Source organism: Micromonospora sp. NBC_00860 (genome assembly GCF_045207375.1).
GTDB classification, from domain to species: domain Bacteria; phylum Actinomycetota; class Actinomycetes; order Mycobacteriales; family Micromonosporaceae; genus Micromonospora; species Micromonospora vinacea.
Map to the genome: position 1 here is coordinate 3,431,044 of NZ_CP108825.1, position 16,904 is coordinate 3,447,947.

Annotated in this window: 17 protein-coding genes, 1 tRNA gene and 1 pseudogene; 3 read left to right on the forward strand and 16 right to left on the reverse strand. The window is 68.9% G+C overall.

From position 1 onward, the window contains the following. Positions 1–87: 87 nt before the first annotated feature. The 4 genes and pseudogenes from OH804_RS15715 to OH804_RS15730 all read right to left on the reverse strand — a co-directional run bounded on the left by OH804_RS15715 (position 88) and on the right by OH804_RS15730 (position 5,336). A complete protein-coding gene (locus OH804_RS15715) occupies positions 88–1,164 on the reverse strand; it encodes a LamG-like jellyroll fold domain-containing protein (RefSeq protein ID WP_406066552.1) in 1,077 nt (358 codons plus the stop codon). A gap of 111 nt (positions 1,165–1,275) precedes the next feature. Continuing rightward, positions 1,276–2,943: pseudogene (locus OH804_RS15720) on the reverse strand (LamG domain-containing protein); the annotation flags it as partial. Between the two features lie 775 nt (positions 2,944–3,718). After that, on the reverse strand, positions 3,719–3,991 hold the full coding sequence (locus tag OH804_RS15725) for a hypothetical protein (protein WP_406066069.1): 273 nt from the start codon (positions 3,989–3,991) through the stop codon (positions 3,719–3,721). Between the two features lie 178 nt (positions 3,992–4,169). After that, positions 4,170–5,336, reverse strand: coding sequence for a CdaR family transcriptional regulator (locus tag OH804_RS15730; RefSeq protein WP_196922388.1), 1,167 nt, complete (start codon positions 5,334–5,336; stop codon positions 4,170–4,172). Positions 5,337–5,651: 315 nt separating this feature from the next. Here OH804_RS15730 and OH804_RS15735 point away from each other — a divergent pair, with 315 nt between their 5' ends. Continuing rightward, positions 5,652–6,056 carry a hypothetical protein gene (locus OH804_RS15735; protein ID WP_196922387.1) on the forward strand — a complete coding sequence of 135 codons (405 nt, stop codon included), beginning with the start codon at positions 5,652–5,654 and terminating at the stop codon, positions 6,054–6,056. A gap of 53 nt (positions 6,057–6,109) precedes the next feature. Here OH804_RS15735 and OH804_RS15740 read toward each other — a convergent pair whose 3' ends face one another. The 4 genes from OH804_RS15740 to OH804_RS15755 form a co-directional block, all read right to left on the reverse strand. Further along, the gene (locus OH804_RS15740; RefSeq protein ID WP_269215519.1) at positions 6,110–6,244 is read right to left on the reverse strand and encodes a hypothetical protein; all 135 of its coding nucleotides are present in this window, start codon (positions 6,242–6,244) and stop codon (positions 6,110–6,112) included. 33 nt (positions 6,245–6,277) lie between these two features. Then, positions 6,278–6,568 (reverse strand): hypothetical protein, encoded by a 291-nt coding sequence (locus OH804_RS15745; protein ID WP_196922386.1) that lies wholly within the window; start codon positions 6,566–6,568, stop codon positions 6,278–6,280. 232 nt (positions 6,569–6,800) lie between these two features. Continuing rightward, positions 6,801–7,133: a hypothetical protein gene (locus OH804_RS15750; RefSeq protein ID WP_406066072.1), complete on the reverse strand. Its 333-nt coding sequence runs from the start codon at positions 7,131–7,133 to the stop codon at positions 6,801–6,803. 259 nt (positions 7,134–7,392) lie between these two features. Beyond that, positions 7,393–7,956 (reverse strand): TetR/AcrR family transcriptional regulator, encoded by a 564-nt coding sequence (locus tag OH804_RS15755; protein ID WP_406066074.1) that lies wholly within the window; start codon positions 7,954–7,956, stop codon positions 7,393–7,395. Between the two features lie 76 nt (positions 7,957–8,032). Between OH804_RS15755 and OH804_RS15760 the strand changes: the two genes are divergently transcribed. Both OH804_RS15760 and OH804_RS15765 read left to right on the forward strand, forming a co-directional pair. Further along, positions 8,033–8,728, forward strand: a complete 696-nt coding sequence (locus OH804_RS15760; RefSeq protein WP_196924896.1) for an alpha/beta hydrolase — start codon at positions 8,033–8,035, stop codon at positions 8,726–8,728. Beyond that, positions 8,725–9,075 (forward strand): transposase, encoded by a 351-nt coding sequence (locus OH804_RS15765; RefSeq protein ID WP_406066076.1) that lies wholly within the window; start codon positions 8,725–8,727, stop codon positions 9,073–9,075. The genes OH804_RS15760 and OH804_RS15765 overlap by 4 nt, the downstream gene beginning before the upstream one ends. Before the next feature lie 398 nt (positions 9,076–9,473). On the opposite strand, the gene OH804_RS15770 is transcribed toward OH804_RS15765, so the two are convergent. The 8 genes from OH804_RS15770 to OH804_RS15805 all read right to left on the reverse strand — a co-directional run bounded on the left by OH804_RS15770 (position 9,474) and on the right by OH804_RS15805 (position 16,869). After that, positions 9,474–9,547, reverse strand: a tRNA-Pro gene (locus OH804_RS15770). Between the two features lie 213 nt (positions 9,548–9,760). Continuing rightward, a complete protein-coding gene (gene der / locus OH804_RS15775) occupies positions 9,761–11,164 on the reverse strand; it encodes a ribosome biogenesis GTPase Der (RefSeq protein WP_196922383.1) in 1,404 nt (467 codons plus the stop codon). Next, positions 11,161–11,841 carry a (d)CMP kinase gene (gene cmk, locus OH804_RS15780; RefSeq protein ID WP_406066077.1) on the reverse strand — a complete coding sequence of 227 codons (681 nt, stop codon included), beginning with the start codon at positions 11,839–11,841 and terminating at the stop codon, positions 11,161–11,163. The genes der and cmk overlap by 4 nt, the downstream gene beginning before the upstream one ends. A 195-nt stretch (positions 11,842–12,036) precedes the next feature. Then, positions 12,037–12,807: a pseudouridine synthase gene (locus tag OH804_RS15785; protein WP_406066079.1), complete on the reverse strand. Its 771-nt coding sequence runs from the start codon at positions 12,805–12,807 to the stop codon at positions 12,037–12,039. After that, entirely contained in the window at positions 12,794–13,732 is a 939-nt protein-coding gene (gene scpB, locus OH804_RS15790; protein WP_406066081.1) for an SMC-Scp complex subunit ScpB, read from the reverse strand. Before scpB ends, OH804_RS15785 begins: the two co-directional genes overlap by 14 nt. Then, the gene (locus OH804_RS15795; RefSeq protein ID WP_406066083.1) at positions 13,725–14,759 is read right to left on the reverse strand and encodes a segregation and condensation protein A; all 1,035 of its coding nucleotides are present in this window, start codon (positions 14,757–14,759) and stop codon (positions 13,725–13,727) included. Before OH804_RS15795 ends, scpB begins: the two co-directional genes overlap by 8 nt. A 41-nt stretch (positions 14,760–14,800) precedes the next feature. Then, positions 14,801–15,724 (reverse strand): ParA family protein, encoded by a 924-nt coding sequence (locus OH804_RS15800; RefSeq protein ID WP_030487987.1) that lies wholly within the window; start codon positions 15,722–15,724, stop codon positions 14,801–14,803. Positions 15,725–15,903: 179 nt separating this feature from the next. After that, complete coding sequence (locus OH804_RS15805; protein WP_196922378.1) at positions 15,904–16,869, reverse strand: site-specific tyrosine recombinase XerD; 966 nt, start codon at positions 16,867–16,869, stop codon at positions 15,904–15,906. Positions 16,870–16,904: the final 35 nt, after the last annotated feature.

Here is a 16,904-nt window from a genome sequence, read left to right on the forward strand (position 1 = left end):
CCGGCTGTTGCCAGACCGGCGGACCTCGACCTCTCCTGCTCGGCCTGGCCGGGGACCGGGCCGAGCAGAAGAGGGTTTATCGCCGGGTCACCGGTGCCATATGACCGTTCCGCCGGGGTCGAGGAGCACCAGGTCGCCGTTGTCCCGCAGCACGAGTTGGCTCGCGTTCGAGCCTCGGGTGTTGGTGTGCCACACCGGTGTGCCGTCCCTGCTGTAGACGACCAGGTTGCCGTCGGTCTGCAGAATCAGGTGGGCGCCAGGAGTGCCGCGGGTTTCGGTGTCCCAGAGGGGGAAGCCTGCCTGGGTGAGGACGAGGTTGCTGTCGGGCTGCATCCATAGCTGGTAATTGCCGGTGTCGGAGCGCAGGTACTGACCTGCGGCGAGGCTTTCCCCCTTGGCCAGGGTGTTCGTGCCAGGTGAGACCGACATGTGGGCGTTGTACGCGTTGAGGACGGCGGTGTCGGTCATCGCGCCCTGGAAGACGGCCACGTCGTCGATGCCGCCGCTGAACTGGTCGGCGAACTGGTCATGCCACAGCGTGCGTCCTACCAGCAGCGGCCCCGACGATTTCATCGGCGTGAACACGACCGCCTTGGTTGTCTGCAGCTGCCCGTTGACGTAAAGGCGCAGTTCGCGGCGGCTGGCGTCGTAGACGCCCGTCAGGTGGGTCCAGACTCCGTCGACCGCGGCGGACTTCGACGACACCCACTCGGTCGCGGTGGTGGTGACATCCTCATCGCTCACTACGAAGGACCACTTGCCCTCTGTCTGGGTGTACTTGAGCCAGCCGGCGCTCTCGTGTGTGCCCTGTTGCGAGAGGATCGCTCTGCTTCCGGTCAGGCTGTCGATCATCGCCCAAGCGGAGAGGGTGAAGGAGTCGTCGGTGCGCAGCACCGGGGTGTCCTGCCAGACGGTGAATTGGTTGCCGTCGGCGTTGGGTGGGGTTGTTCCGGTCTTGACGGCGCTGCGGGCGTACTCCTCTGATGCGCTGGTGTAGCCCTCGTTGGGGAAGTATTCCGAGTCCAGCCACAGGCCGTAGCCGCCGTTGCCGTGACCTGACCCGTTCGTTGCGCCTCGGGTGAGGGCCAGCCATCGACCCCAGGTTGGCTCTGGATCAGGTGCCTCGCAGGTACCCCGCAAGTTGGTGAGGTAGCAGCGTGTCATGTTGTCAAAATTCCAGCTGCCCGTGAGGATCGGCGTCAGGATTCCGGGCTCGTTGAATCCGCCGGACAGCGGATCGGTGGCTAACTGGCCGGTGAAGTCGTGTGGCACCAAGACCCGGTCGAAGACCTGCACGTCGGCGAGGCTGCCCTGCCACCATGTTGACCCCGCCCTGCTCCTACCGATCCAGAAAGGTCCGGTTGCGTCGTTGAACCCGACGACACCCGTGACAGTTGACTCCAACGACCCATTGACATACAGCTTGAGCGTGTTTTCCGTAGCGTCGTATGCGGAGGCTAGGTGGGTCCAGACGTTTGTTTGTGGTACCGAGGTGGACTTCGCGATCCACCAGGTTGTCGTGCCGGAGGTCGCGGACGGCATTTGCGCCACCCACCGGTCGGTGCTCTTGTGGTACTGGAAGTACAGCGACGCCCACCCGGCGGCGTCTTTACTGACCAGCGTCCGGTCGGCTGACTTGTCGGTCAGCCGAACCCACGCGGCCACGCTGTACGACTTCGACGTGTCGACAACCTGCCCGGCGGCCTGGCCGTACGACGACGTTCCGTTGAACGTCGCTGTCTGCCCTCCCACCAGGCGGACATCATTGGTCCACGTCACGTTCGACGCCGTGACCAGCGAGTTGACCGGAGCGGGCGCACCGTCGGCTAGCGCCGCCGCCTGATTGATCCCCGGGTAGGTCTCCAAACCCCATCTGGCCGTCGGGCCTGACGAGCGGGTGACCATGAACTCCACGGATCCGGAGCCCTCGTTCATGGTGGCATCCACCGCTTTGACGAGCAGAACATTGCGGCCGAAGCTCGGCGCCGTCATGTCCACCTCGGCGAACCTGGGTTCGTGCCCTGTGCGGTGTTGGTGGCGGAGCCTTGCGGGCCGGGGACGTGTCCGTCACCGTGCCCATACCGCCGGCAGGCACTTGGATCCACTCGAAGGCCGCCGTCAAGGAGTCATTGTCATCGGCGTCCGGGAACACCGCGGAAAACTTCGGCGTCAGGGTGCCGACCGTCAGGACGCCGGACGCAGGACACTCCACCTCGGCGACCTGCAACCCGTTCGGCGTACCTGGCTTGGAGTCGAAGTCCGCATACAGCTTCGCGTCGTTCGGCTTGAACTTCTTCCGCCGCTTCTGCGTCGACTCGCCGGACCCATCGGAGGAGCGCGCGGTGAACCCGACCGTGACGGTGTTCCACCAATCCGTCGCCGCGGTCTGCACCTGACGGGTCACCGTCGCGCCGTCGAACTTCATGATCATGTCCGGTTGCGGCGGATCGCAGCCGCCGGCCTCGTTCGCGTGCCCCGAGGCGTCGGCCAAGAACGTCGGCAGCTTCATCTTCGACCAGCTGGACTTCATCGTCGCGTCGATCGCAGATGAGAGATACATCGACGCGACAGTGTTCTCGCAGGAGTAGGAGTGCCCGAGGTTCATCTGGACGTACGCCGACTCGATGTGCTTGCCCTTGAGCGACACCCGTTCGCGGTCGTCTTGAACTCAAAGAACGACCGATACAGAGCGCCACCCGTCGCGCGCAATCCACCGTCCGGATCGGCGCTCACCTACACGTCCCCGCTCAACCCGAATCGGATCTGGCGCACTGCCGGATTCGCCGCAGCCGCCGCTGATTTGACGACCAGCGCGTGAGCGAACCCCGTCCGGGTCGCCCGCACCACCAGGTCCACCTCGGTCAACAGGTTGCGGTACGTGACAGCGTCGCCCGAAACCTCCGGCGCCGGCAATGATCCCCCGGGCCACGACATCATCATCGTCTTGCCGCCGCGCTTGAGGGTCACCAGCGGGCCGTTGCCACCAGCGCAGAACGAGACGTCGGCGACCGATGCCGCCGGCCGCAACCCACCATCGGGTCCCGGAGCGAGATCGAGGTCAACATCGGTCCACTTGCCGTCCTTGCGGGTGCGCTGCGGCTCTACTGCTGCCTCGAAGCGCATCCGCCCGTCGGGCTGCGCCACCACCTCGGCGAGTTCCGTGCGGGAACCGTCCACGGACACCGGCTCGGCACAAGCCGCGGCCAACGCCGATGCCTCAGCCTCCGACGGGGCGACACCCGTACACGCCGGAGCCGCCCCAACGGCGGACACGGGGGCAGGAACGACGAGCAAACTGCCGGTGACGGCAGCGGCTACCCAGGCTGCCAGCCCACGACGGCACCGACGACCCATGCCACACGTCCAATCGATCAAGGAGCAGTGGCAGAGACAATAGGGCTGGTGATCTCTTCACTTGGTCCCGTTGGACCGCGCACAAGCCGACCGGTTCCACTTAGGACCCCAATGGCATCGGATGCCATCTATGACAGTGCCTCCCTGAGCTTGATTCACTACGCCTCGTAATCGACGCCAGCCAAACGTGCCGATAGCGTGATGTACGTCATAGCGCAATCGGCGGAATTGTGCGGTCCGCTGCTGAGCTGGCCCGTCGGCGTCGTTGTCGGAATGGGTGTGGCCGCGTGGCAACGGGTGCACGAGGTCCTGAGGAGCTAACAACGGGATAGCAGGACGTGTCCGGGGCGCTAACTGACGGCTCTCAAATTTGGGTGCCCAGATGCGGCCCAAGATCGGTGCGAATCCGGTCGACTGCCGCGCACCAAGCTCCAAACACCACTCCATCACTGACGTGAGCGGCGCCCCTCGCCGAAAACTCCGGCCGATGGATCGGGCGGTGCACCTGTCGGCGCAGCACCGCCACCTGATGCCGGAGCACCAGGATTTCCACGTCCTTGGCCCCACCATCGCGGGCGAGCTGGGACAACATCTGTAGAACCTGGCGAAGCAGCAGGTACATCAGCGATGTGCTCATGGCCTTCATCGTGTCGGCCAGGTCGATGTCGAGCGAACTGCAGCTCAGCCGGCGTAACCCAATTCTCGAGCCCCACAGGCCCGTCCGGCATGATCAGCTCGCTACAGGTTTCGATGCGTTTCGGTAACAAGCTGAGCTAAATCAGTATGAAGAACATGGAGCTCACTCGGCTGCTGATCTAGCCGGCGAGGATCCGGGCGACGGCGGTGCTCAGCACGCGTACGCCGCGGGTCGAGCCCGCCTCCAGCCCGGTCAGGTCGCGCACCCGGGTCAGGCGGTAGTCGAGCGTGCGCGGGTGGATGCACAGCGCGGCCGCGGTGTCGAGCCGGTTCATGTCGTGTTGGTAGTAGGCGTCCAGCGTGGCGACCAGGTCGGGGCCGGCGTCGAGTTGCGCCGCCACCACCTGGAGCCACTGCCCGACCTCCGCCAGTCGGGCGGCGCCCAGCTCGGCGAAGACGTCGGTGACCGTGTAGGCGTGGCGCGGCACGGCCCGCACCGGTGCGACCTCGCTGACCTGCCGGGCCAGCGCCACGGCGTCGCCGAACGCGCGCACCCGCCCAGGCGCGGTGCCGGCCGCGCACGGCCGGCCGGTCATCGAGGCCACGTCGCGGGCCAGCGCGAGCCCGCGCTCGACCGCCGGCTGCCGGCCGCCCGGTGAGCTGGGGATCAGCGCGACCACCTCGTGCGGCTCCGGCCAGCTCAGCGGCATCCAGTGCGTCTTCAGCAGCGCGCCGGCGAACTCGTCCCGCGCCGCCTGGTCCGGCCCGGGCGACCCGCCGGCCACCCGGACCACCGTCGCGACGACGTGGTCGGGGACCGGCATGTGCAGGCTGCGCGCCAGGTCGGTCGCGCTGTCGTCGCCGGCCAGCAGCATCACCGTCAGCAGCCGCACCTGGGCGGCGGTCGCCAGCGTGCGCCGCTGCCCCTCGATCCAGCCCCGGGTGTACGCGCCCTGGGCGGCCAGTCCCGCGGGAGCCAGCCAGGCGAGCGTGTGCATCGTCGCGGCGATGTCGTTCGGGCCGGCCGCCTCGTACACCTCGCGCAGCGTCAGCCGGGTGTGCACGAGCAGCACCTGCCGCTGCGCGGTCAGGGTGAGTCCCTTCTCGCCGCGCTGGCGGCCCATCGCGGCCATCAGGTCCAGATCCTGCACGTGGAACGGCGCGCTGTCCGCCGCGAGGTCGACCGTGCGCTGACGGAGGAAGACCGCGAAATCGAGCATCTCCGACCGCACCCGCGGCATGGCCGCGAGGTTGCGGTATTCCAGCAGCTCCTCCTGGTAGGCGTCCACCGCCCGGCGGGCGTTGTCGGCCACTCGCTGCCGCCAGAGGCTGAACAGACCGCCCATGCCGGTCAACGGTAATCGATGCGTTCCGGCCACTCCGCCCGGTTGACGCGGACCGGACAGCCTTGCGGACATTCGCAAGAACCGGGGTACGCCGGCGACCCGGTTCTCGCAATATCACGAAGACCCGGCCACCGGCACCTTGGAACGCTTCGCCATGGACGTCGGACGACGGCCCGGCCGGGTCGGGCGCGACCAGGTACGCGCCCCGGCATCCGCAGATCGCACAGCAATCGAGAGGTGGTTCTGGTTATGACATGGCGTAGTCGACCCTCCGCCGGAGCACGATCCGGCATTCTCCGCGCATCCAGTCTGCTGTTGGCCGCGACGGCGATGCTCGCCGCGTTCATGGCCGCACCGTCCGCGGCGGTCGCGGCACCCGCGCCGAGCGGCGACGCGGCTGTCGCCGCCATCGGAGCCGAGCGGGCATCGGCGAGCTCCGCCGGCACGTTGAGCGTCACGACGTCGACGGCGGCCGCCGCCTCACCGGCGAAGGGCGGCGGTTTCTCGGTGATGTCGGGCTCCTGCCCGTACGCCGGGCAGTACGTCGACCCGTGGCTGATCGTGTTCCAGGGCTGCACCCTCACCGGCCAGCCGACGACCGCGGTCAGCGCCCGGTGCTCCAACGGGGCCACCCTGGGCCCCGTGCACGTGCCGCCCGGCGTCTACGACATCTATGTCGACTGCTACCCGGCGTTCTTCAGCTCGCTCGCGTTCATCTGATCGGCCCACCCGGCACGGATCCCGTTGCGGGATCCGTGCCGGCGGTGCCGGTCTCAGGGCAGCGCGTCCAGGTGCGGGCCGACCGTGTTGGCGAAGCGGTTGCCGTTCGTCACGTCCCAGTTGACCGACCAGGTCATCGCGCCGCGCGGGCAGACGCGGCGGCCGACCTCGTCACGTGTGAAGGTCAACAACCGCTGTTTCCGCCGGTCGACCGGCGGCTCTCATTTGACACCCAGCCTGCGGGCGAACTCCTGCCCCCTCGCGTTGGCTTCCGCAACGTGTGCGGCCAATTGCTGCGGGGTACGTGACGGCAGCACGATCGAGCACCAAGCGGGTGGCACCGCCTGCAACTGCCAGCCCAGCTGGTCGGCGAGCTGGGGGGCCTCGGCGCGGACCCGGAGCAAGGAGGCGCTCATATCGCGGCGTACGAGGCGCTGCAGCGGCCTGTCGTAGAGGTCCTCACCTTGGTCAGGAAGACGGGCGTCGGATAGACCGACTTCCTTGACGCTCAACTTGTCGTGGAGTTTTTCTTCGGCCCAGAGCCGGTCCCAGGCATGGGTGGGCGTGATAGCCGAAGGCTGAGGGGCCCGAGTGATGGCCGAAGGTTGAGGCGAAGCTGATGCTGGACTGGCCACCGAGGACATGACGGGTGCGGCAGGGTGCTCCGCAGCCGAAGAGCTGTACCCGGTCAGGACTACCGCACAAACAAGCACGGCGGATCCGGTTTCGTGGTAGCGGGGCAGCTCATGTCTGGTCGCTCTTGTCTCTGCCCGTTCGTCTCGATGGCTCGGCGTACCCCACATTCAGCCAAGCTTCCTTGATGATCGGTGAGCCGTAGCTGGAGCAGGGTTCCGGTGGCGTGAATATCGCTATCCGCTGTTCGGTACGGACGTCTGCCATGGTGGCGCTGGGAGGCAGGCTGTCTAACGGTGGAAGCTCACGAATTTGCTGCTTGACGTCGGTGGAGGCAAGCAATGCCCTCACGACCGCATCGAGGACTCGCTCCGCCAACTCGTCCGATGTGGCCCGGCGTCCTCCATCGATCTCGTAGCGACCGCAGAGCACGAGGTCGCGCATCTTGTCATGGGGCGCCGGGGCCAGCTGTCCACTGACATTAGTGAGCCATTTTCATCGTGCGGAGCGGTTCGTTTCGACGTGGTGCAGGACCCAGGGCCCCGGCAAAGTCGTTAGGTGAGTGGTCGACGACGATGTCGACCAACTTGTCGCTGCGGGCCATGGCCGGCTGGGCTTGCACCTCCGCCCGAAATCCCGACTCGGGGGGGGTCCGCGTAGCCCTCTGTCGGCGTACGGGTTGGTGTCCCCAGCTGGGTACGGATCAACGGTTGGGGACGATCTGTTGATCGAGTGTGCTGAGGAAACCGGAGAACGCCCTATCTGTTCGGGTGCTGTCGGCAGTGGCATCGAGGTCCATGAGGAGACCGCGAATGACCGCGAGGACGAGGGTAGCGAGCTCTGGCCGATCGATGCTGCTCAAGCCTTTTTCGAGCGGCCCGAGCCAGTTAGTCGTCGCCATCCGGCGAAAATCGGGCAATAGTTGCTGCGCGGCGCTTTCCCGCCACTGCCCGAACATTCCCAAGTAAGGCTGCCCTTCGGGACCGGTTATGAACCTCCAGGCGTTCGCCAGCGTGGCGGTGTAGGGCTGATCGGGTCGTACGCGCAGCAGGTCACCGAAAGTGGTGAGCTGGCGTTGCCGCGCGTGCTCAAGAACGGCGCGCAGGAGAACGTCGCGGGTGCCGAAATGATAGATCAGCATGCGGGTGGAGGTGCCTGCGGCGGAGGCCAGTGGTTCGAGCCTGTCGGGCAGGCCGTGCTCGAGCGCGTAGTCGGTGCACGCGTCGAGCAGCCGCTTCTTGATCTCGGGTTGAGGTCGCCGTCCCACCGGCACACTTTTTCACGTAACTGCCGATACGTCTACTGTGGGTGGGACGGCAGTAACAGTGAACGCGGAGGTGGCGATGAGGGTCGTATTCGTGCACGGGGCGTGCGTGCGGGATGGCTGGTGGTGGTGGCACCGCATGACCGGATTGCTGGAGGAGCGGGGGGTGGCGAGCGTGGCCCCGGCGCTCCCGAGTTGCGGAGAGGCCGGCGCGCCGGGAGGTGCCGGTGGCCCGGGGTTGACCGAAGACGTCGGCGCCGTGCGGCAGGTGCTGCAGGACAGCGACGAGCCGACCATCGTGGTCGCTCACAGCTATGGCGGCATCGTGACGGCGGCGGCGGCCGCGGGCGTTGGATCGGTGCGCCACCTGCTGCTGATCTCCAGCTACCTGCCTGAGGTTGGGCAGAGCTTGTCAGACTTCGGTGACGGCACCCCCGCACCATTCCTCAACATCGACACCAACGCCGGGACGTTCGGAGTCCGCCCCGAGCTGCTTGTGGGCACATTCCTGCAGGACTGCGACGATGACGCCCAGTCCCAGGCGGCTGATCATCTCGCCCGTCAGAGCGTGCAGGTGATCGGGGAGCCGGTCGGGGCGGCCGCATGGAAGGACGTGCCCTCGACGTACCTCGTGTGCACCCGAGACGCAGGCACCCCGGTCCGATTGCAGCGCGAGTTCGCTCGCCGGGCCGGCCGTGTCGTCGAGCTCGACGCGGGCCACCACCCGTTCCTGTCTCAGCCCGTCGCGGTCCGCGACCTGCTGCTGAGACTGTGAGCCGCACATTGAAGAGTGAACTGTTCGACGCGATCGTCGACGACGCTCTGCGACGCGGCCGACAAAGGCCCGTCCCGTTCCTCGACTACGACCTGGAGATCCGCACCGTCATCTGCTCTACGAACGCGATCGAATCGTTGAACGCCCGCTACTGGCGGGCGATCAAGGCTCGCGGCCACTTCCCGAACGAGCTGGCCGCGTTGAAGTGTCTGTATCTGGTGACCCGGTCCGTGGACCCCACCGGAGCAGGCAGAACCCGATGGACGATGCGCTGGAAACCCGCCTTGAACGCCTCCGCCATCACCTTCAGCGACCACTTCCCAGCCGCTGGAACCTACACCACGTAGCAGCGCATGATGTCCCGCTAGTTGCTGAGCGTCGTCTCCTGGACGTCCAGTTCGCGCTCGTTGAGCCAGCTCTCCAACTCGGCAGCGACGGTGCCGTCGGCCCCGAGGTCTGCTCCGCCGTAGGCGGCTTGTGCGTCCTGCTCCGCCTTGAGGGCAGCGGCCTGATTGGGGAACCCCTGCCGCTTGTGCTGGCGGCGCCCCCCTCACGTCGGGCGGGAGGTCGATGATGAAGAACCAGCGGGTCTGGCCGTTGGCGAGGCGGTAGTTGTAGACAGCCATGAGGCTGCACCTCCGCAGTAACGGGATCGAGGGATGCAACCCACGTTAAGCGATCTCCGTTACCGCCAGCGTTACCGCAAGACCACACATGATCTTCTATATCCGCTGGTGAATACCAGTCGGGACGGCCGGATTCGAACCGACGACCCCTTGACCCCCAGTCAAGTGCGCTACCAAGCTGCGCCACGTCCCGCCCCCGCGTGGTTTCCCCCGCGGCAGCCGGTACAGCTTAGCGCAGCAGCTCCGAGTCGTCCGCACAGGCCCCACCGGCATCGCGGGCTATTCGAACCACCCGACAACGAGCTACCGCACACCCCCTAGAGCGTCCTAGGAGGGTGGGGTTGGACAGGGAAATGCCGGATGGGCGGGGTCCGCCCATCCGGCATTCGAACGCAAATCGAACCGGTCAGCCGTGCGCCTTGCCTCTGCCGCCGGGGCCGAGCTTCTTACGGGGGCGGACCGAGATCTCGATCGGGCTGCCCTCGTACCCGAATTCCTCGCGGAGCTTGCGCTCGACGAAGCGCTGGTAGCCGGCGTCCAGCGGGCCGGTGGTGAAGAGCACGAACCGTGGCGGCGCCACACCGGCCTGCGTCGCGAACAGGATCCGCGGCGCCCGTCCACCACGTACCGGGTGGGGGGTGGCCTGCACCAGCGCGGTGAGCCACTGGTTGAGGTGCGCGGTCGGCACGCGGGTTTCCCAGCTGGCCAACGCCTTGTTCAGGGCGGGGGCCAGTTTGTCCACGGCGCGGCCGGTCATCGCCGACAGGTTCAGCCGGATCGCCCAGGGGATGCGGCGCAACTCCCGGTCGATCTCCTTGTCCAGGTAGTACCGACGGTCGGCGTCGACCAGGTCCCACTTGTTGAACGCGATGACCAGCGCCCGGCCCGACTCGGTCACCATCGACAGGATCCGCTGGTCCTGCTCGCTGATCGGCTCGCTGGAGTCCAGCAGCACCACGGCCACCTCGGCGGCCTCGATCGCGCCGGCGGTACGCAGGCTGGCGTAGTACTCGGTGCCACTGGCCTTGCCGACCCGCTTGCGCAGTCCGGCGGTGTCCACCAGCTGCCAGGTCTGACCGCCGATCTCGACAAGGCTGTCCACCGGGTCCACTGTGGTGCCCGCCACCGAGTCGACGACCGCCCGCTCCTCACCGGAGAACCGGTTGAGCAGGCTGGACTTGCCGACGTTCGGCCGGCCGACCAGCGCCACCCGGCGCGGCCCGCGCGGACGGTTCTCCACGATCGCCGGTGCCTCCGGCAGCGCGGCGAGGATGGCGTCCAGCAGGTCGCCGGAGCCGCGTCCGTGCAGCGCGGACACCGGGAACGGCTCACCGAGACCGAGCGACCACAGCGAGGTGGCCTCCATCTCGATGGAGTTGTTGTCGGCCTTGTTGGCCACCAGGATCACCGGCTTGGCGCTGCGCCGCAGCATCTTCACCGCTGCCTCGTCGACGTCGGTGGAGCCCACCATCGCGTCGACCACGAAGAGCACCACGTCGGCGGTGACGACCGCCGTCTCGGCCTGCGCGGCGATGGCCGCGGCCCGGTCCTTCGCGTCCGGTTCCCAACCGCCGGTGTCCACCACTGTGAACGCCCGGCCGTTCCACTGCGCGTCGTACGGGACCCGGTCGCGGGTCACGCCAGGAACGTCCTCGACGACCGCCTGCCGGCGGCCGATGATCCGGTTGACCAGGGTCGACTTGCCCACGTTGGGGCGGCCGACCACAGCCACCACCGGCTGCGGGCCGCTCGGTTCCTCGACGACGAGCTCGGGCTCACGAAGCTCGACCCACCCTGCACCCTCGCTCATGCCACGCCCCGCTCGGTGAGCAGGTCGCGCATCCGCGCCACGACCTCGTCGATGCCCAGCTCGGTGGTGTCCAGCACCACCGCGTCGGGCGCCTGGGCCAGCGGGTTGACCTTGCGGGTCGAGTCGAGACGGTCCCGCCGCGCCAGGTCGGCGGCCGTGGCCGCCACGTCGGCGGCGTCCTCGGCGCTGCGCCGGGCTGCACGGGCCGCCTCGGAGGCGGTCAGGAAGACCTTCAGGTCGGCGTCCGGCGCCACGATCGAGCCGATGTCACGACCCTCGACCACCATCCGACCAGCGTTGGCGATCATCTCGCGCTGCCGGGTAACGAGCAGCTCACGAACAGCCGGCACGGCGGCGACGGCGGAAACCGCGCCGGTCACCTCGGCGCCACGGATCTCCGCGTCCACGCCCACACCGTCGACGGTCACGGCGTACCCCTGCGGGTGGGTGCCGATGCGCAGGTTGACCTCGCCGGCGACCTTCGCCACCGACGCGGCGTCGGTGAGGTCCACGCCGGAGCGCAGCACGGCCCACGTGATCGCCCGGTACATCGCCCCGGTGTCCAGGTAGCGCGCACCGATGCCGGCGGCGAGCCGCCGCGACACGGTGGACTTACCCGACCCGGACGGCCCGTCCACAGCGACCACACATCGCCCGAACCGTACGTTTTCCTCCACCGTGTCCTCCTCAGCCCGTACCTCACGGATCGCCCGGTGAGCTGGCGCCGCAAGCGGTTGTCAATCGTCATCAATCATGCCCGGGTGCGTTCACGAACCCGCGCGCGACGCCGCCGGAGGCGACCCACGCCACCCGGGCGGCCGCGTCCCGGCCATCGGTGGAGCCTACCGGCTGCCGTACCCCGAACTCGGGGGTCAGTCACCCACCGCGTTGAACAGGGCGGCGACCTCGGCGTTGGTCAACCGCCGGAGCCGTCCGGTCCGCAGTTCACCGAGCCGGATAGGACCGATCGCGGTACGCACCAGCCGGGTGACCGGGTGGCCGACCTCGTCCATCAGCCGCCGGACGATGTGCTTGCGGCCCTCGTGCAGACTCAGCTCCACCTGGGCGGATTTGCCCAGAGTGTCCACCACCTTGAACGAGTCGACCTTGACCGGCCCGTCCTCCAGCTCGACGCCGGCCAACAGGCGCTTGCTCAGGTTGCGCGGGATCGGCCCGACCACCTCGGCGAGGTACGTCTTCAGCACCTCGTACGAGGGGTGCATGAGCTTGTGCGCGAGGGTGCCGTCGTTGGTGAGCAGCAGCAGGCCCTCACTGTCCGCGTCGAGGCGCCCCACGTGGTAGACCCGCTGCTCCAGCCGGGCGCCGATGAAGTCGGCCAGCTCGTTGCGTCCCTTGTCGTCCGCCATGGAGGTGACCACCCCACGCGGCTTGTTCATCGCCACGTAGACCAGGCGGATGTCGACCTGGAGGCGCTCCCCGTCCACGTGGATCACGGAGGTGGCCGGGTCGACCTTGTCGCCGAGCTTGGCGACCCGCCCGTCCACGGTGACCCGGCGGCGGAAGATCAGGTCCTCACAGGCGCGCCGGGAACCCACGCCGGCGGCGGCGAGAACCTTCTGCAGGCGCTCAGCCCCCTCGTAGACGGGCGCGTCGGGTTTCGGGGAACGGTTATCGGGTCGCATCAGCAAGCTCTTCTACGTCGTCGGGCAGGAAGGGTGCGAGGGGCGGCAGCTCGTCGACGGTGTTCAGCCCGAGCTTCTCCAGGAACAGCGTGGTGGTCTTGTACAGGAACGCCCCGCTGTCCGTTTCGGTGCCGCACTCCTCAATGAGGCCGCGGGTGACCAGCGTACGGATGACCCCGTCGCAGTTCACACCCCGGATGGCTGAGATTCGCGAACGGGTCACCGGCTGCTTGTACGCAACCACGGCGAGCGTCTCCAACGCCGCCTGGGTCAGTCGTACCGACTGCCCGTCCAACACGAACCGCTCGACGTACGTAGCGTATTCCGGCCGGGTGTACAGCCGCCACCCACCGGCCGCCCGGCGCAGCTCGAACCCGTGCCCTGCCGTTGTGTAACCGGCAGCGATCTCGTCGAGCATCGGCCCGACCCGCTCGGCCGGCTGCTCCAGCACCTGGGCCAGCACCAGCTCGCTGACCGGCTCGTCGACGACCAGCAGGATCGCCTCCAACGCGCCGCGCAGCTCGGTGTCGGACAGCTCGGGCGCGGGCTCCGGCGCGGCCGTCACCCGCCGCCGCCCCGCCTGCTGCCGCCGGGGTACGTCCCCAGCGTCACCCGACTCCCCCGCCGTGCCCTTCGTCACCCCACCGAGGTCCGGCCCCGCCGAGCCCGCTTCCTCCGAGGCCACTTCCTCCGAGGCCGAGGCTGCTTCCTCCGAGGCCACCTCGACATGCTGTGGCTCAGCGGGGCCAACCTCGTCGGAGGCCAGTTCGGCAGCATCCGGCCCACCCGAGGCGTCCGGTGCTGCGGCGGACTCGTCCGGTGGCGTGGGGGTGTCCTCGGTGGCGGGCGGGCGGGGGCGGTCCCACGGGGGCACCCAGGCGGCAGCCTGGTCGGCCAGCGAGTCCCGGCGTTGCTCGTCAGTCATCCCGCGCACCCTCCGTCATTCCCGTCCCGTCCGGCCCGCCGGCCTCCCCCACCGACTCAGAGCCGTGCTCCACCGACGCAGGCTCGGGCCCCGCCGGCTCAGATCCAGCCCCCGCCGGCTCAGCCCCCGGCGGCTCAGGCCCACCAGGCCCCGGTGGCTCCGGGTCAGCCGGGGTTCCGGCGTACTCGTCGACGTGCAGCTCGGTGTCGCCGTCGGCCGGGCCGGTCCAGCGCACCGTCAGCTCCTCCAGGGCCTGCTCCTGAACGAACGAGACCAGGCCCTCCCGGTACAGCTCCAGCAGGGCGAGGAACCGGGCCACCACCTCCAGGGTGGCCTCGCAGTCGGCGCAGAGCAGCGAGAACGTGGCGGTGCCGGCCCGGCGCAGCCGGGCGGCGAGGATGGCCGCGTGTTCCCGGACACTGACCCGCACCATGTGCACGTGGGCGATGGAGACCTCCGGCACCGGCTTCGGAGTCATCGCCTTCACGGCCAGCTTCAGCAGCCGCTGGGGGCCGATGCCGAGCACCAGGTCGGGCAGCGCCTCGGCGTAGCGGGGTTCCAGGCTGACCGCGCGCGGATAGCGCCGGCCGCCGACGGCCTCCAGCTCGGCGATGTGCGCCGCCGCCTCCTTGTACGCCTTGTACTGCAACAGCCGGGCGAAGAGCAGGTCCCGTGCCTCCAGCAGGGCGAGGTCGGCTTCGTCCTCCACCTCGGCGGCGGGCAGCAGCCGGGCCGCCTTCAGGTCGAGCAGGGTCGCGGCGATCAGCAGGAACTCGCTGGCCTCGTCCAGGTCCCAGTCGTCGCCCATCGCCCTGATGTAGGCGATGAACTCGTCGGTGACCGTGTGCAGGGCCACCTCGGTGACGTCGAGTTTGTGCTTGCCGATCAGTTGCAGCAGCAGGTCGAACGGGCCGGTGAAGTTGGCCAGCCGAACAGTGAAGCCACTGGCAGCGGGATCGGCGGGCGGCACACCGTCGACCACTGCCGCGTCGGCGGTCTCGGGCGGGTCGAGGGGTGGCGCGGTCACCGGACGACCGTAGTCCACGAGTCGGGCACCGGGCGTTCCGGCTACCGCTCCGACTGGGCGGCGATCACCTCGCGGGCCAGCTGACGGTAGTTACGTGCCCCGGAGGAGGCCGGGTCCATCGTCGTGATGGGGGCACCGGCCACGGTGGACTCGGGGAACTTCACCGTCTTGGTGATGACCGTCTGGTAGACCTTGTCGCCGAACGCCTCCACCACACGCTGAAGGACCTGGCGGCAGTGCGTGGTGCGGCTGTCGTACATGGTGGCGAGGATGCCTTCGAGCTCCAGGTCGAAGTTGAGCCGCTCGCGCACCTTGTCGATGGTGTCCAGCAGCAGCGCCACACCGCGCAGGCTGAAGAACTCGCACTCCAGCGGGATGAGCACGCCGTGTGCGACGGTCAGCGCGTTGATCGCCAGCAGGCCGAGCGACGGCTGGCAGTCGATCAGGATGTAGTCGTACTCCTTGCGGACCGTGCGCAGGACCCGGGCCAGGGCCATCTCACGGGCGACCTCGTTGACGAGCTGGATCTCGGCGGCGGAGAGGTCGATGTTGGCCGGCAGCAGGTGCAGCCCCGCCACGTCGGTCTTGATGACGACGTCCTCGGCGATGATGTCGTCCTGCATGAGCAGGTTGTAGATGGACAGGTCGAGGTTGTGCGGGTTGACGCCCAGGCCCACCGAGAGCGCGCCCTGCGGGTCGAAGTCGACCAGCAGCACCTTGCGGCCATATTCCGCGAGCGCCGCGCCCAGGTTGATGGTGGTGGTGGTCTTGCCGACGCCACCCTTCTGGTTGGCCATCGCGATGATGCGCGCGGGGCCGTGCCGATCGGTGGGCATCGGCTCGGGAATGGGCTTACGCATCGTGTAGGCAGCCGGGTCCGCCGGACCCAGGTCCGCGCCGAGCGTGGCCTGCTGCTCGCGGAGCTCCGACGTCCAGGTCTCGGCACGGTCACCGTTGCCAGCCATGTGCTCGTTGCCCCCTCCCGACGACCCACCCGGCGTCGGAGCCGTCCGACGTCCTTCGCGGCGCCGCTGCGCACCCCGGTCGTGTCGCTCCAGGAGGTCCGCGCCGATGCCGACTGTACGCCACCGACCAGCAGGGGGTTCGGCACCGGCCCGGCGTGTCGGCGTCGACAGCGACCGGTTCAGCCCAGGGCGCGCGGATGCGCGGTGGCGTACACCTCGCGCAACCGCTCCACGGTGACCAACGTGTAGACCTGGGTGGTGGTCACCGACGCGTGGCCGAGCAGTTCCTGGACCACCCGGACGTCGGCGCCGCCGTCGAGCAGGTGGGTGGCGTACGAGTGGCGCAGGGTGTGCGGGGAGACGGCTGCGGGCCCGTCAACGGGCAGCCCGGCCCGGTCGGCGGCGCGGCGCAGGATGCCCCAGGCGCCCTGGCGGGACAGCGCGCCGCCGCGGGCGTTGAGGAACACCGCCGGGGTGCCCCGGCCGGCGGCGGCCAGCCCGGGGCGCGCCCGGACCAGGTAGGCGCGGACCGCGTCGACGGCATACCCGCCGATGGGCACCAGCCGCACCCGGCCGCCCTTGCCGCGCAACAGCACCGTGCCCTCGTCGGTGTCGAGGTCGTCCACGGCGGCGCCGACCGCCTCGGAGATGCGCGCGCCGGTGCCGTACAGGAACTCCAGCAGCGCCCGGTCGCGCAGCGCGAGGGGCGCGTCGTCGCCGGTCGCGGTGATCGGAGCGGCCGTCTCCAGCAGCCGGACCACGTCGTCGACCGGAAGCGCCCGGGGCAGCCGCCGGGGCGGCGTGGGCGGGCGGACGTCGCGGCTCGGATCGGCGCCGGCCAACCCCTCGCGCAGCGCGAAGCGGTGCAGGCCGCGTACCGCGCTGGCCGCGCGGGCGGCGGAGGACACCGCCAGCGGCGGGTGGACGTCGTCGCCGGCGCGCAGCCGCGCCAGGTGCGACTCGACGAGGCCGGCGCCGACCGACGCGAGGTCGGTGACGCCGGCCTCGGCCAGGGTCGCGAGATAGCGGTCCAGATCCCGACGGTACGAGGCGAGCGTGTTCGCGGAGAGGCCACGTTCGACGGTCAGGTGGTCGAGGTAACCGCGAACGGCACGGCGCAGCGCCGGCGTGGGTGGAGCACCCACGCCGGCGGTGTCCGTGCCGCCGGTCAGCCCGCCAC

Bases quoted from the DNA above. Each gene is read 5' to 3' on its own strand.
- scpB (WP_406066081.1), bottom strand. From the start codon at position 13,732: ATGACTGACGAGCAACGCCGGGACTCGCTGGCCGACCAGGCTGCCGCC.
- OH804_RS15750 (WP_406066072.1), bottom strand. From the start codon at position 7,133: ATGCGCGACCTCGTGCTCTGCGGTCGCTACGAGATCGATGGAGGACGC.
- OH804_RS15715 (WP_406066552.1), bottom strand. From the start codon at position 1,164: ATGACACGCTGCTACCTCACCAACTTGCGGGGTACCTGCGAGGCACCT.
- OH804_RS15730 (WP_196922388.1), bottom strand. From the start codon at position 5,336: ATGGGCGGTCTGTTCAGCCTCTGGCGGCAGCGAGTGGCCGACAACGCC.
- OH804_RS15800 (WP_030487987.1), bottom strand. From the start codon at position 15,724: ATGGCTGGCAACGGTGACCGTGCCGAGACCTGGACGTCGGAGCTCCGC.
- OH804_RS15760 (WP_196924896.1), top strand. From the start codon at position 8,033: ATGAGGGTCGTATTCGTGCACGGGGCGTGCGTGCGGGATGGCTGGTGG.
- OH804_RS15785 (WP_406066079.1), bottom strand. From the start codon at position 12,807: ATGCGACCCGATAACCGTTCCCCGAAACCCGACGCGCCCGTCTACGAG.
- OH804_RS15725 (WP_406066069.1), bottom strand. From the start codon at position 3,991: ATGAGCACATCGCTGATGTACCTGCTGCTTCGCCAGGTTCTACAGATG.
- der (WP_196922383.1), bottom strand. From the start codon at position 11,164: ATGAGCGAGGGTGCAGGGTGGGTCGAGCTTCGTGAGCCCGAGCTCGTC.